A 14,523-nucleotide genomic window follows, 5' to 3' on the forward strand; every position below is an offset into this window, starting at 1 on the left:
CATGGCGGCTTCGACGTTGGTGACCTGGTAGCCGTGGACGGGGTCCATGATCGTGGGGAGGCAGAGGCGGCCGGGGTCGCAGGAGGAGAATCCGGCGTTGCGGTCGGGGGTCCATTGCATGGGGGTGCGGACGGCGTCGCGGTCGCCGAGCCAGATGTTGTCGCCCATGCCGATNTCGTCGCCGTAGTAGAGGATCGGTGAGCCGGGGAGGGAGAGGAGGAGGGCGGTGAAGAGCTGGATCTGGTTGCGGTCGTTGTCGAGGAGGGGGGCGAGGCGGCGGCGGATGCCGATGTTGGCGCGCATGCGGGGGTCTTTGGCGTATTCCGCGTACATGTAGTCGCGTTCTTCGTCGGTGACCATTTCGAGGGTGAGTTCGTCGTGGTTGCGGAGGAAGATGCCCCATTGGCAGTTGGAGGGGATGGCGGGGGTTTTGGCGAGGATTTCGGAGACGGGGTGGCGTGATTCGCGGCGGACGGCCATGAAGATGCGGGGCATGACGGGGAAGTGGAAGGCCATGTGGCATTCGTCGCCGCCGGTGGTGTAGTCGCCGAAGTAGTCGACGACGTCCTCGGGCCATTGGTTGGCTTCGGCGAGGAGGACGGTGTCGGGGTAGTGGGTGTCGATCTCGTGGCGTACGCGTTTGAGGAAGGCGTGGCTGGCGGGGAGGTTTTCGCAGGTGGTGCCTTCTTGGGCGTAGAGGTAGGGGACGGCGTCGAGGCGGAAGCCGTCGATGCCGAGGTCGAGCCAGAATTTGAGGGCGGCGAGCATTTCCTCCTGGACGGCGGGGTTGTCGTAGTTGAGGTCGGGCTGGTGGGAGAAGAAGCGGTGCCAGTAGTACTGGCGGCGGTGGGGGTCGTAGGTCCAGTTGGAGGCTTCGGTGTCGACGAAGATGATGCGGGCTTCGGGGTAGCGGGTGTCGTCGTCGGCCCAGACGTAGTAGTCGCCGTAGGGGCCGGTGGGGTCGCGTCGTGATTCCTGGAACCAGGGGTGCTGGTCGCTGGTGTGGTTCATGACGAAGTCGATGATGACGCGCATGCCGCGCTGGTGGGCGGCGTCGGTGAATTCGACGAAGTCGGCGAGGTCGCCGAATTCGGGGAGGACGGCGGTGTAGTCGGCGACGTCGTAGCCGCCGTCCTTGAGGGGGGACTGGAAGAAGGGGGGGAGCCAGAGGCAGTCGACGCCGAGCCATTGGAGGTAGTCGAGGCGTGCGGTGAGTCCTTTGAGGTCGCCGATGCCGTCGCCGTTGCTGTCCTGGAAGGAGCGGACGAGGACCTCGTAGAAGACGGCCCGTTTGAACCAGTCGGGGTCGCGGTCGCTCGCGGGGGTGTCCTCGAAGGTGTCCGGTACGGGCTCGTTGACGGTCATGAGATGGGTGACCCTCCGGTCTGCGGGGTGGACGGTCGCAGGACCGGGCGGACGTACGGGGGCCGAGCGGCCCGTTCCGTGACGCGCATGCCGGTCCTGCCCCGGGTGACTGGTCCCGCCGGCGGGAGGCTCTCCCGTCGGCACCGACTCGGGCCGTTCCGAGCCGAGTTGCGGCATGTCCAACGAGGACGTGGCCCTCCGGGTTGTGGTGCGCTCCGAGGCCGGCCGCCCGGCGGAGACGCCGTCCGGCGCCCGCCGCCCCGGGCGTACGGGGGTCCGCGGGGCACGGGACGGGGGACGGGCGGTGGGTCGCGGGGCCGTTCCCGGTGACGGGGGTGCGCGCCGGGGAGCGCGGCGCCGGGGAACGTCTCCCGGCGGGCGACGGGGGTGAGCTGGCGGTTCCCGCCCGGGGCGCCGTGTCCCGCCGGAGGGGCCGGGGGGGCTCGCGCGGCGTGACGGGGTGGCCGCGGGGGGAGGAGGACCCGGGCTCCGATGGTCCCGCCGTCGGGGGACGGGCCGTCGGCGGGGGCGGGGAGGCACCGGAAGCGGCGGTGGGGACGGGCGGGTGCGGTGGTGGAGATGGGCCGGATGGGGGAGGCGCCGTCCCCCGGGCATCCGGTGGGGCACTGCGCCGGTCGCCCGGCGGCGGTCCTCCAGGGGGAGTAGTCACGCGGTGGGGCCGGAGACGGGCCCGGCACGCCCGCCCCACCCCTTTGGCGCCCCGTGGCCTCCCCATCGGGCCCATCACCGGGCTTCCCCACCGGGCCCTTCTCCCGGCCCGTTCCCCCCAGGACCCCGCCGCGGTGACCCGGACCCCGGGCACGCCACCGTGGCCCCGGGCCCACCGCCGGGGCCCGCCTCCGCCTTCTGCGGGAGGGACCCCACCTCGTACGGGACGCCCCCCTCGTCCCGGACGCGCCCCACCCTCGCCGGAGCGGACGACCGCGCCCCGCGGGCGCTCGCGCCGTTAGCCCATCCGGCGCCCAGGACCACCGCATTCCGCGAGGAATCACCCCTCAAGGGGGTGAACCGCCCGGCGGTGGACGAAGCGGCGCCGTAACGTCGTCGGCGCCGAGAAGGCCCACCGTCCGACCGAGCGAATGCGTAGAGGTGGAGTGTGAAGGCGATCCGCCGTCTGACCGTCCGTCCCGTTCTCCCCGACCCCCTCCGGCCGCTCAGCGACCTGGCCCGCAATCTGCGCTGGTCCTGGCACGAGGGGACGCGCGACCTGTTCCGGTCCGTCGACCCCGGGTGCTGGGCCGACGCCGGGGGCGACCCGGTGCGGCTGCTCGGCACGGTCCCGCCCGCGCGTCTGGCCGAGCTGGCCGGGGACGGGGAGTTCCTGCGCCGGCTGGCCGGGGCCGCCGCCGACCTCGACCGCTACATGACCGGTGACCGCTGGTACCAGGACCGGGAGCGGTCCGCCCGGCTCCCGGCCGCCGTCGCCTACTTCTCGCCCGAGTTCGGGATCACCGCCGCCCTGCCCCAGTACTCCGGCGGGCTCGGCATCCTGGCCGGCGACCACCTGAAGGCCGCCAGCGACCTCGGGGTGCCGCTGGTCGGCGTCGGCCTGCTCTACCGCCACGGCTACTTCCGCCAGTCCCTCTCCCGCGACGGCTGGCAGCAGGAGCACTACCCGGTCCTCGACCCGGGCGCCCTGCCCCTGGCCCTGCTGGAGGAGCCGGACGGCACCCCCGCCCGCGTCGCCCTCGCCCTGCCCGGCGGCCGGGAACTGCGCGCCCGGATCTGGCTCGCCCAGGTGGGCCGCGTCCCGCTGCTGCTGCTCGACTCGGACGTGGAGGAGAACGACCTCGGGGAGCGCGGCGTCACCGACCGGCTCTACGGCGGCGGCAGCGACCACCGGCTGCTCCAGGAGATGCTGCTGGGGATGGGCGGCGTCCGGGCGGTGCGGGCCTACTGCCGGATCACCGGCCACGCCCCGCCGGAGGTGTTCCACACCAACGAGGGCCACGCCGGGTTCCTCGGCGTCGAGCGGATCGCGGAACTCTGCGACGGGGGGCTGGACTTCGACTCGGCACTGGAGGCGGTCCGGGCCGGGACCGTCTTCACCACCCACACCCCCGTGCCGGCCGGCATCGACCGCTTCGACCGCGACCTGATCGCCCGCCACTTCGGCCCCGGCGCCGAACTCCCCGGCATCGGCGCCGAACGCGTGCTGCGGCTGGGCGGGGAGAGCTACCCGGGCGGTGAGCCCGGAGTCTTCAACATGGCCGTGATGGGCCTGCGCCTCGCCCAGCGCGCCAACGGCGTCTCGCTGCTGCACGGCGGGGTCAGCCGCGAGATGTTCGCCGGGCTGTGGCCGGGCTTCGACGCCGACGAGGTGCCGATCACCTCCGTCACCAACGGGGTGCACGCCCCGACCTGGGTGGCCCCCGAGGTGTTCCGGCTGGGCGCCCGCGCGATCGGCGCCGAGCGGGCCGAGGAGGCGCTGACCGTCGGCGGACCGGACCGCTGGGACTCCGTCACCGACATCCCCGACGAGGACCTCTGGGAGCTGCGCCGCACCCTGCGCGGACAGCTCGTCGCCGAGGTGCGCGAGCGGCTGCGGGCCTCCTGGCGGGAGCGCGGCGCGGGCGAGGCCGAGCTGGGCTGGATCGACGGTGTCCTCGACCCCGGCGTGCTGACCATCGGCTTCGCGCGGCGCGTCCCCTCGTACAAGCGGCTGACGCTGATGCTGGAGGACCGCGAGCGGCTGACCGGGCTGCTGCTGCACCCCGAGCGGCCGGTGCAGATCGTGGTCGCGGGCAAGGCGCACCCGGCGGACGACGGCGGCAAGCGGCTGGTGCAGGAGCTGGTGCGGTTCGCGGACGATCCGCGGGTGCGGCACCGGATCGTGTTCCTGCCCGACTACGGCATGGGGATGGCGCAGAAGCTCTACCCGGGCTGCGACGTCTGGCTGAACAACCCGCTCCGGCCGCTGGAGGCGTGCGGGACCAGCGGGATGAAGGCGGCGCTCAACGGCTGCCTCAACCTGTCGGTGCTGGACGGCTGGTGGGACGAGTGGTACCAGCCGGACTTCGGCTGGGCGATCCCCACCGCCGACGGCGCCGCGAGCGATCCGGAACGGCGCGACGCGATGGAGGCGGCGGCCCTCTACGAGCTGCTGGAGCAGCGGGTGACCCCGCCCTTCTACGAGCGGGGGCGGAGCGGTCTGCCCGACCGCTGGATCGAGATGGTGCGCCGCACCCTGAGCCTGCTGGGGCCCCGGGTGCTGGCGGGCCGGATGGTCCGGGAATACGTGGAGCGGCTGTACACCCCGGCGGCCGAGGCGCACCGGGCGATGGAGCCGGACGCGGCGCGCGGGCTGGCCGAGTGGAAGGCGCGGGTGCGGGCGGCCTGGCCGGGGGTGCGGGTCGGGCACGTGGAGGCGTCGGCGGCCACCGCAACCGCCGAACTCGGCAGCACGCTGGGGCTGCGGGTGCGGGTGGGCCTCGGGGACCTCGCCCCGGACGACGTGGAGGTGCAGGCGGTCTCGGGGCGGGTCGACTCCGGGGACCGCATCACCGGCGCGGCCGCCCTGGCGCTGAAGCCGGTGAGCGGGCCGGACCTGGAGGGCCGCTGGGTCTACGAGGGGCCGCTCGCGCTGGACCGCACCGGACCGTTCGGCTACACGGTGCGGGTGCTGCCGTCCCATCCGCTGCTGGCTTCCGGCGCCGACACGGGCCTGGTGGCCGTGCCGACCGACGAGCCGGCCGGTACGGCGGCACCGCTGATGCGCTGATGCGTTGATGCGTTGATGCGTTGATGCGCTGATGCGCTGGGGTGCTGACGGGGCGGGACGCCGGGGTGTCTGGGTGCCGGCGCGGCGACGGGTCGCAGCCGTCACCGGAACCGGAGCCGCCGCCGCGCCCGGAGCCGCCGCCGGACCGGGACCGCGGAGGGCCGGGAACCCCGGACGGCCCGCGCCCGGTCACCGGCCCCGGGCTCCGGCCCTGAGCACCGGCCCCGGGCTCCGGCCAGGTCACCGGCCCCGGGCTCCGGCCAGGTCGCCGGCCTCGCCGGCGGGGGCCCGGCCCCGCCCCGCGAGGGCCTCAGTCCTGCTCGTCGCCCCCGCTCAGCCGCCGCAGCACGGTGCCGCACCGCCGGGCGTAGGCGTGCTGGAAGCCCCGGGTGGCCGGACCCCCGGCCCGCGCGTACCAGCGGGCGGGGCGGCTGAAGCCGGTGACGGTCAGCCAGACGGTGCCGTCGCCGGTGCGGTCCACGACGAAGGCCTCCTCGCCGGACTCGGGGTGGCCGGACAGGGTGCCGTAGGCCCAGCCCGCCCGGCGGTACTCCTCGGTCGTCCACACCACCCGGCAGGGCGCCCGGAGCAGACCGGCGAGGGTGACGGTGACGTCGACGCCGGGCGCGGCCCGCAGGGCACCGGTCTCGATGCCGATGCCCGCCTCGCGGTGCATCTCCCAGGTGAGCACGGCCTCGGCCGCCCGCCGGAAGATCCGCTCGCCCTCGCCGAGGCGGGTGCGTACGTGCAGGGGGCGGAAGCCGGGCGGGCAGGGGCCCCGCTCGCGGGTCGCGCCGACGTCGTCGTACGTGAAGGACATGGGGCCCAAGCGTAAGGGCTGCCCCGTGGCGCCCGGCGGGGGCCGGGGCATCGGGGCAGCCCGTGGGCGGGTGCCCGGGGACCGCGGGTCCCCGGGCACCCGCCCGCCGTGGTGCGGGGCGGGTCAGGTCACGTTGATGGCGGTCCAGGCCGCCGCGACCGTCTGGTACTCGGTGCTGGAGGCGCCGTACAGGGCCGACGCCGCGTTCAGGGTCGCCGTGCGGGCGCCCTTGTAGTTGGTCGTGGACGTCATGTAGGTGGTGAGCGCCTTGTACCAGATCTGCAGCGCCTTGGCGCGGCCGATGCCGGTGATGGTGGAGTTGTTGTACGTCGGGGAGTTGTAGCTGACCCCGTCCACGGTCCGCGCCCCGCTGCCCTCGGCCAGCAGGAAGAAGAAGTGGTTGGCGGGGCCGGAGGAGTAGTGGACGTCGACGCCGCCGATGCCGGAGTACCAGTAGTCCTTCGAGGCGCCGTCCTTGCTGGGCTTGTCCATGTAGCGCAGCGGGGTGCCGTTGCCGTTGATGTTGATCTTCTCGCCGATGAGGTAGTCGCCCTTGTCGGAGGCGTTGTTGGCGTAGTACTCCACGCCGGTGCCGAGTATGTCGCTGGTGGCCTCGTTGAGGCCGCCGGACTCACCGCTGTAGACGAGGCGGGCGGTGTTGGCGGTGACGCCGTGGGTCATCTCGTGGCCGGCGACGTCCAGCGAGGTGAGCGGGCTGGTGTTGCTGTAGCCGTCGCCGTACGTCATGCAGAAGCAGCTGTCCTGCCAGAAGGCGTTGACGTAGGCGTTGCCGTAGTGGACGCGGGAGTAGGCGGCCCGGCCGTCGTTGCGGATGCCGTTGCGGCCGAAGGTGTTCTTGTAGAAGTCCCAGGTGGTCTGGGCTCCGTAGGCGGCGTCCGCGGCGGCGGTCTGGTCGGCGGAGGAGCTGGAGGCGGCGCCGGTGCCCCAGACGTCGTCGGCGTCGGTGAACAGGGTGCCGGTGCCGGAGGTGCCGCGGGCCAGGTTGTAGGTCTTGTGGCCGCCGCGCGTGGTGTCGTAGAGCTGGTACGTCGAGCCCGACAGGGTGGTGGTCAGGCTGACCGTGCCCGAGTACAGGGTCTTGCCGGTGCCGGTCTCGACGCCCTGCCACTCGCTGAGCCGGGCGCCGGTGGCGGCGTCGGTGATGACGTGCAGCTCGTTGGGGGTGCCGTCCTCCTGGAGGCCGCCGACGACGGTCTCGTAGGCGAGGACGGGGGTGCCCTCGGCCGCCCAGACGACCTTGCGGGGCGTGGAGTCGGCGGACGCCCCGGTGGCCCCGGCGGCGTCGGCGGCGCCGAGCGCCTGCTTGCGGGCGGCGGTGGCGGACACCTTCGGGGTGAGGGTCGGGACCTTGATGGTGGCCTCGGTCGCCCGGGTCACGCTCCGGGTGACGCCGGAGGCGCTCTTGTGGACGACGAGGTCGCCGCCGAGGACGGGCAGCCCGCCGTAGGTGCGCTCGTAGCGGGTGTGGACACTGCCGTCGGCGTCCTTGACGACGTCGCGGACGACCAGCTTCTCCTTGGCGCCGAGGCCGATCTCCCCGGCGGTGGCGGCGGCGGTGCCCTGCTCCTGCTGGATCAGCGCGGCACGGGCCGTGCTCGACAGGGCGACGGGGGCGGCGCCGAGGGTGCGCGGCGCGGGGGTGCTGCCGGCGGCGGCGGTCTGGGCGGTCAGGCCGGTGGTGAGCAGGGCTCCGGCGGCGACGGCGGTGGCGACGGCGAGCGTGGTGCGCTTGTGGCGCGAGAAGAGGGAGGACACACAGACTCCTTGGGTGGGGGGTCCGGCCGGATGTGGGGTGTCCGGCCGTTGCTGAGTGCGAAGTTGTGCGGCGGGTGGGGAGAACACTGACACCTTCGACGTGTACATGTCACCAGGGTCGAAGGGTGTTGGCCGAATCGGTCCGGCCGGAATGGAGTGATCTTGGGGAGGGCGCCGCCCCCGGGAACGGGGTCTCCGGGGGCGGCACCCCGGTCGGGACGCCGCTCCGGGGTGCGGGCGGCGCGGTCCGCGGTGGCCGGAAACCGACCCCGCGCGGACCCCTCGGGAGCCGGGTGGTCTAGGGGAAGGTGATCTTCCATCCGTCGATGTAGCCCGTGTCACCGGGGCCCTTGTCCTGGACGCGCAGCTTCCAGACGCCGTTGGCCGCGACCGAGGAGGCGTTGACCGTCCACGTCTGGTGGACGTCGGGTGCCGGGTCGTAGCCGCTGCTCTTCAGGCGGGCCGTCGCCCCGTTCGGGGCGACCAGGTCGATCTGGAGGTCGCCGCGCCAGGAGTGCGCGATGTCGACCGAGACCTGGAGGTTGGCCGGGGCGTTGCCGGTGCGGCCGGTGACCGTGATCGGCGAGGTGACCGCCGCGCCGTAGTCCGGGATCTGGACGTCGGCGGTGTTCTCGAAGGTGGAGCCGTCGCCGGGCGGGTCGGTCGGGTCGCCGCCGCCGGAGCGGGCGCCGACGCCGACGGCCGCCCACGCGTCCTGCACCGCCGCGTACTCGGTGCCCGTCGTCCCGTACAGCTCGCCGGCCGCCGCGAGGGTGCCCGTGCGGGCGCCCGCGTAGTTGGTGGACGAGGTGAACTTCGTGACCAGGGCCCGGAACCAGATCTGCTCCGCCTTGGCGCGGCCGATGCCGGTGACCGCGAGGCCGTCCGCGGTGGGCGAGTCGTAGCTGACGCCGTTGATGGTCTTGGCGCCGCTGCCCTCGCTCAGCAGGTAGAAGAAGTGGTTGGCGGGGCCGGAGGAGTAGTGGACGTCGATGCCTCCGATGCCGGAGTACCAGGAGTCCTTGGAGGCGCCGTCCCTGCTGGGCTTGTCCATGTAGCGCAGCGGGGTGCCGTTGCCGTTGATGTTGATCTTCTCGCCGATGAGGTAGTCGCCGACGTCGGAGGCGTTGGCGGCGAAGAACTCGGCCGAGGTGCCGAAGATGTCCGAGGTGGCCTCGTTGAGGCCGCCGGACTCACCGCTGTAGACGAGGCCCGCGGTGTTGGAGGTGACGCCGTGGGTCATCTCGTGCCCGGCCACGTCGATGGCGGTGAGCGGGCGGCTGTTGCCCGTGCCGTCGCCGTAGGTCATGCAGAAGCAGCTGTCGTCCCAGAAGGCGTTGACGTACGCGTTGCCGTAGTGGACCCGGGAGTAGGCGCCGACGCCGTCGCCCCGGATGCCCGAGCGGCCGTGCACCTGCTTGTAGTAGTCCCAGGTCAGCGCGGCGCCGTAGTGGGCGTCGGCGGCGGCGGTCTCGCTGTCGGCGGCGGTGCCGTTGCCCCAGACGTCGTCGGCGCCCGAGTAGAGGGTGCCGGTGCCGGAGGTGCCGCGGTTGAGGTTGTACGTCTTGTGGTTGCCGCGGGCGGTGTCGGTCAGCGAGTACGACGACCCGGACTGCGCGGTGCCCAGTGTCACGGTGCCGCTGTACAGGGTGTTGCCGGTGCCCTTGTGGACGGCCTGGTACTGGTACAGCTCGGCGCCGGTGGCGGCGTCGGTGACGACGTGCAGGCTGCTCGGGGTGCCGTCCTCCTGGAGGCCGCCGACGACGGTCTCGTAGGCGAGGACGGGGGTGCCCTGCGCGGCCCAGACCACCCTGCGCGGGGCGCGGTCGGCGTCCGGCTTCTCGGCGCCGGCCGCCCTGGCGGCGGCGATGGCCCGGGTCTCGGCCCCGGCGGCGGAGATCTTCGGCGTCACGGTGGCGGGGGCGACGGCGCGGGTGACGGTGGCGGTCCTCGGGGCCCCTCCGGGGCGGCTCTCGACGACGAAGTCGCCGCCGAGGACGGGCAGTCCGTCGTAGGTGCGCTCGTAGCGGGTGTGCAGGGTGCCGTCGCGGTCCTTGACGACGTCGCGGACGACCAGCTTCTCCTTGGCGCCCAGGCCGAGTTCGGCGGCGGTCCGGGCGGTGGCGGCACCGGCGTCGCGTATCAGTCCGGCGCGCTGGGCGGGGGAGAGGGCGACGAGTCCGGCGCCCTTGGCGGGGGGCGCCGTCGGGGCGGCGGTGGCCGGACCGGACTGGACGGCCGCCGCCACCAGCGCGGCGACGCCGGCCAGGGCGACGGCGGCGGAGCGGAGCCGGGTCCTGCGGTGGGGTGGGACGGGAGAGGTGTCTCTGTGGGGAGAGCTGCTGCTCAACACTGACTCCTTCTGCGCGGGCCGCGGATCGCGCGGCCTGGGGAGACCGGCCGGCGGGTGGGCCGGCCGGGCGGTGCGGGAGATACGCAGATGTGGTGTGCGGACGCGTGGAGCGGGCCGGGGCGCGGCGCTGGAACGCCGGTTGCGGGGGCGCTGCGGAACGGCCGTCGGAAGAGTCGCAGGAGAACGTGGTTCTTGTCAGGAGCGCGTCAGTAGGTTGGCCGAAAGTCGTTCGTTGTCCGGGCGTTCACGTTCGATATACGGACCCTTCACGTGGTGCGGCTCCGGCCCGTCCGCGCCCCGGGAGGGGGCCACCGCCCGCCCCGGGGCGGGGGCGCGTCCGCACCGGGGCGGGCCGCGTCCGTACCGGAGGCACCGCGCGTCCGGCCGGGTGCGGGAGCCCCTCGCCAGGTGCCGCGTCCGCCCGGGCCTCGGCGACCGCCCGGGGGCCGCCGCGCGCCGGTCCGGGAGCCGCCGCGCGTCCGCCGTCCCGGGCCCGCCGTCGCCCGCCCGGGGTGCCCGTGCCGCCCGGGTCGGCTCAGGACAGTGCCTAGGACAGGCTGTCGCGCCAGGCGCGGTGCAGATGGGCGAAGCGGCCCGTGCCGGCGATCAGTTCGGCCGGGGGGCCGTCCTCCACGATCCGGCCGCCCTCCATCACCAGCACCCGGTCCGCGATCTCCACCGTCGACAGCCGGTGCGCGATCACCACCGCCGTACGGCCCCGCAGCACCGTCGCCATCGCCCGCTGCACCGCCCGTTCCCCGGGGACGTCCAGCGAACTGGTCGCCTCGTCCAGGATCAGCACCGCCGGGTCGGCCAGCAGCGCCCGCGCGAACGCCACCAGTTGCCGCTGCCCGGCGGAGATCCGCCCGCCCCGCTTGCGGACGTCGGTGTCGTAGCCGTCGGGCAGGGCCGCGATGAACTCGTGGGCGCCGATGGCCCGCGCCGCCCGCTCGATCTCCTCCCGGGTGGCCGAGGGGCGCCCGATGGCGATGTTCTCCGCGACCGTGCCGGAGAACAGGAACGCCTCCTGCGTCACCATCACCACCCCGCGCCGCAGTTCGGGCACGGCCAGCTCGCGCAGGTCCGTCCCGTCCAGCAGCACCCGCCCGGCCGAGGGGTCGTAGAACCGGGCGAGCAGCTTGGCCAGCGTCGACTTGCCCGCCCCGGTCGAGCCCACCACCGCGACGGTCTGCCCGGCCGGGAGGACCAGGTCGAAGCGGGGCAGAACCTCGCCGCCGGTGCGGTAGCCGAAGCTCACCGCGTCGAAGACCACTTCCCGCCCGGGGTGCTCCGACGCCAGGGGCGGCAGCTCCCCGGGCGCGGCCGGTTCCGGCACCGACGGGGTCTGCGCCAGCAGCCCGGCGATCTTCTCCAGCGAGGCCCCCGCGGACTGGTAGGAGTTGAGGAACATGCCGAGCCGGTCGATCGGGTCGTACAGGCGCCGCAGGTAGAGCACGGCCGCCGCCAGCACCCCGAGCGCCAGCGTGCCCTCCGCCACCCGGTACGCGCCCCACAGCACGATCCCCGCGACGGCGGTGTTGGCGACCAGCCGGGAGCCGACGACATAGCGGGCCATCTCCAGCAGCGCGTCCCCGTTGGTCCGCTCGTGGCGGGCGTTGAGCACCGCGAAGTCGGCGTCGTTGGCGGCCTCCCGGCGGAAGGCCCGCACCGGGCGGATGCCGTTCAGCGTCTCCACGAACTTCACGATGACCGCCGCCATCGCCGTCGACCGCTCCGCGTAGACCCGGCCCGCGCGCCGCTGGTAGGACCGGATCAGCAGGCACAGCGGCACGAACGACCCCACCGCGACCGCCCCGAGGCCCAGGTCCAGCCACAGCAGCATCAGCGAGATGGAGACGAAGGAGAGGACGACCGTGACGAGTTCCTGGAGCCCGTCGCCGAGCAGCTCCCGCAGCGACTCCACGTCCGTGGTGGACCGGGAGATCAGCCGCCCCGAGGTGTAGCGCTCGTGGAAGTCGACGCTCAGCGCCTGCGCGTGCCGGAAGATCCGGCCCCGCAGCTCCAGCAGCACGTCCTGGTTGACCCGTGCCGAGAGGATGATGAAGCCGTACTGCAGGGCGCCCCCGGCCACCGAGCAGAGCAGATAGCCGGCGGCCACCGCGACCAGCGGCCCGCTGTCGCCCGCCCGCAGGGCCGGCACCGCGCGGTCGATGGCGTACGCCACCAGCAGCGGGCCCGCCTGCACCGCCGCCTGCTGGAGCAGCAGGAGCAGCGCCGCCGCGGCCACCCGGGCCCGCAACGGCGCCAGCAGGGAGCGCAGCAGGGCGGCGGTCGCCCCGGGCGGGCCCGCCAGCAGATCCTGGTCGACGGGATCGACGACGGCGCCGGAACCCCTCGCCCGGTCCTCGCCCTCGGGCCGTTCACGGTCCGGCGCGGTGGCCGTGGGCGCCGTCATCGGACGTCCCCCTCCTCGTGCTCCTCGTGTCCCGCCATCAGATGGGCGTACTCGGCATGGGTGCGCAGCAGCTCCTGGTGGCTGCCGACGGCGGCGATCCGGCCGCCGGAGAGCAGCGCCACCCGGTCCGCGAGCAGGACCGTGGAGGGGCGGTGCGCCACGATCAGCGCGGTGGTGTCCGCGAGGACCCGGCGCAGCGCGGCCTCGACGGCCGCCTCGGTGTGCACGTCCAGCGCGGACAGCGGGTCGTCCAGGACGAGGAACCGCGGCCTGCCGACCACGGCCCGCGCCAGGGCGAGGCGCTGGCGCTGCCCGCCGGACAGGCTGAGCCCCTGCTCGCCGACGGGGGTGCCGGTGCCCTGCGGCAGCGCGTGCGCGAAGTCGGCCTGGGCGATGGCCAGGGCCCGGACCAGCTCGTCGTCACCCGCGCCGGGACCGGCGCCCATGAGGACGTTCTCCCCGACGGTGGCCGAGAACAGGGTGGGCTCCTCGAAGGCGACGGCCACCAGGGCGCGCAGCTCCTCGCGGGGCAGGGCGGTGATGTCCACGCCGTCCAGGGTGATCCGGCCGGAGGTCACCTCGTGCAGCCGGGGGATCAGCGCGGTGAGCGTCGTCTTGCCGCTGCCGGTGGCGCCGACCAGGGCCATCGACTCGCCGGGGCGGATGTGCAGATCGACGCGGTCGAGCAGGGGAGGGGAGCCGGGGGGCGCGTCGGGGTAGCGGAAGCGGACGTTCTCGAAGCGGAGCCCGGCGGTGCCGGGGCGTCCCGCCTCCCGGGCGCCGGGGCCGACGGCGCCCTTGGCCGCCGGGGCCCCGGCAACCGAGGCGTCCGGGGTCCCCGCCCCGGCGACTCCGGACGGGGCCCCGGCGGCCGGGTGCGGGGCGGCCGGGACCGGGGCGGCCGGGCGGTGGGCGACACGGACGCTCCGCCCGGCGGCGGGTGGGGCGGACGCCGTGCCGCTCTCCTCCTCGGCGTCCATCACCTCGAAGTACCGGTCGGTCGCGGTGGCCGCCTCCTGGCTCATCGCCAGCAGGAAGCCGATGGACTCCACGGGCCAGCGCAGCGCCAGCGCCGTGGACAGGAAGGCCACCAGCGTCCCCGCCGACAGCGCCCCGTCGGCCACCTGGACCACGCCCACCACCAGCGCCGCGCCGACGGCCACTTCGGGCAGGGTCACGATGACCGCCCAGATGCCGGCCAGCAGCCGCGCCTTGCGCAGCTCCGTCCCCCGCAGGGTCCCGGACAGCTCCCGGAAGGCCCGCGCCTGGCTGCGGTGGCGCCCGAAGCCCTTGATGATCCGGATGCCGAGCACGCTCTCCTCGACCACGGTCGTCAGATCGCCCACCTGGTCCTGGGCGAGCCGCGCCACCGCCGAGTACTTCTTCTCGAACGCCGCCAGGGTGGCCACCACGGGCACGGCGGGTCCGAGGATCACCAGTCCCAGCAGCCAGTCCTGCATCAGCATGATGACCACGCCGACCAGGATCGTCACCCCGTTGACCAGCAGGAAGGTCAGCGGGAACGCCAGGAACATGCGCAGCAGCATCAGATCGGTGGTGCCGCGCGAGAGGAGCTGCCCCGACGCCCACCGGTCGTGGAAGGCGACCGGGAGCCGCTGCACGTGCCGGTAGAGGTCGGCCCGCATCCGCGCCTCGATCCGCGACAGCGGCCGGGCCACCAGCCACCGCCGCAGCCCGAACAGCAGCGCCTCGCCCACCCCCAGGAGCAGCAGGAACAGGGCGCCGAGCCACACCCCGGCCGTGTCCCCGTCCGCGACGGGCCCGTCCACCATCCACTTCAGGACCAGCGGGATCACCAGCCCCGTGCAGGAGGCGACGACCGCGATGAGGGCGGCGAAGGACAGCCGGGCCCGCACGGGCCGCACATACGGCCACAGCCGCAGCAGCGCGCGCACGGCGGAGCGGTCCGGGGGGGATTCCTCGGGGGAGGCAGGTGTGGTGGGCATCAGGACCGAGCCTACGGTTCACCACTGACACTGCCCAGTGGGTTTCCGCGCGGCCGGGCCGCCCCGGGGGAGGGGGCCGGAGGG

Annotated in this window: 7 protein-coding genes; 1 reads left to right on the forward strand and 6 read right to left on the reverse strand. The window is 74.3% G+C overall.

The window, feature by feature from the left end:
• Positions 1 to 1,365, reverse strand: a 1,365-nt coding sequence (gene treS, locus GTY84_RS04075; RefSeq protein ID WP_161224703.1) for a maltose alpha-D-glucosyltransferase, incomplete at its 3' end; no start/stop codon positions are given.
• A gap of 1,117 nt (positions 1,366 to 2,482) precedes the next feature.
• Between treS and GTY84_RS04080 the strand changes: the two genes are divergently transcribed.
• Positions 2,483 to 5,107 carry a glycosyltransferase family 1 protein gene (locus tag GTY84_RS04080; RefSeq protein ID WP_161224704.1) on the forward strand — a complete coding sequence of 875 codons (2,625 nt, stop codon included), beginning with the start codon at positions 2,483 to 2,485 and terminating at the stop codon, positions 5,105 to 5,107.
• A gap of 310 nt (positions 5,108 to 5,417) precedes the next feature.
• Here the strand turns inward: GTY84_RS04080 and GTY84_RS04085 are convergent, their stop codons facing one another.
• The 5 genes from GTY84_RS04085 to GTY84_RS04105 all read right to left on the reverse strand — a co-directional run bounded on the left by GTY84_RS04085 (position 5,418) and on the right by GTY84_RS04105 (position 14,439).
• The gene (locus GTY84_RS04085) at positions 5,418 to 5,927 is read right to left on the reverse strand and encodes a DUF1990 domain-containing protein (RefSeq protein WP_161224705.1); all 510 of its coding nucleotides are present in this window, start codon (positions 5,925 to 5,927) and stop codon (positions 5,418 to 5,420) included.
• Between the two features lie 123 nt (positions 5,928 to 6,050).
• Positions 6,051 to 7,703 (reverse strand): M4 family metallopeptidase, encoded by a 1,653-nt coding sequence (locus GTY84_RS04090; protein ID WP_345943335.1) that lies wholly within the window; start codon positions 7,701 to 7,703, stop codon positions 6,051 to 6,053.
• A gap of 298 nt (positions 7,704 to 8,001) precedes the next feature.
• Positions 8,002 to 10,053 carry a M4 family metallopeptidase gene (locus tag GTY84_RS04095; RefSeq protein ID WP_161224707.1) on the reverse strand — a complete coding sequence of 684 codons (2,052 nt, stop codon included), beginning with the start codon at positions 10,051 to 10,053 and terminating at the stop codon, positions 8,002 to 8,004.
• Between the two features lie 550 nt (positions 10,054 to 10,603).
• The gene (locus GTY84_RS04100; RefSeq protein WP_161224708.1) at positions 10,604 to 12,472 is read right to left on the reverse strand and encodes an ABC transporter ATP-binding protein; all 1,869 of its coding nucleotides are present in this window, start codon (positions 12,470 to 12,472) and stop codon (positions 10,604 to 10,606) included.
• Positions 12,469 to 14,439, reverse strand: a complete 1,971-nt coding sequence (locus GTY84_RS04105) for an ABC transporter ATP-binding protein (RefSeq protein WP_161224709.1) — start codon at positions 14,437 to 14,439, stop codon at positions 12,469 to 12,471. The genes GTY84_RS04100 and GTY84_RS04105 overlap by 4 nt, the downstream gene beginning before the upstream one ends.
• Positions 14,440 to 14,523 lie beyond the last annotated feature (84 nt).

Origin of the sequence: Streptomyces sp. SID8352 (genome assembly GCF_009862265.1) — a bacterium.
Taxonomy (GTDB): Bacteria; Actinomycetota; Actinomycetes; order Streptomycetales; family Streptomycetaceae; genus Streptomyces.

What these genes read in the sequence shown, in the direction of transcription:
- GTY84_RS04085 (WP_161224705.1), bottom strand. Translation starts at nt 5,927, where the DNA reads ATGTCCTTCACGTACGACGACGTCGGCGCGACCCGCGAGCGGGGCCCC.
- GTY84_RS04100 (WP_161224708.1), bottom strand. Translation starts at nt 12,472, where the DNA reads ATGACGGCGCCCACGGCCACCGCGCCGGACCGTGAACGGCCCGAGGGC.
- GTY84_RS04105 (WP_161224709.1), bottom strand. Translation starts at nt 14,439, where the DNA reads ATGCCCACCACACCTGCCTCCCCCGAGGAATCCCCCCCGGACCGCTCC.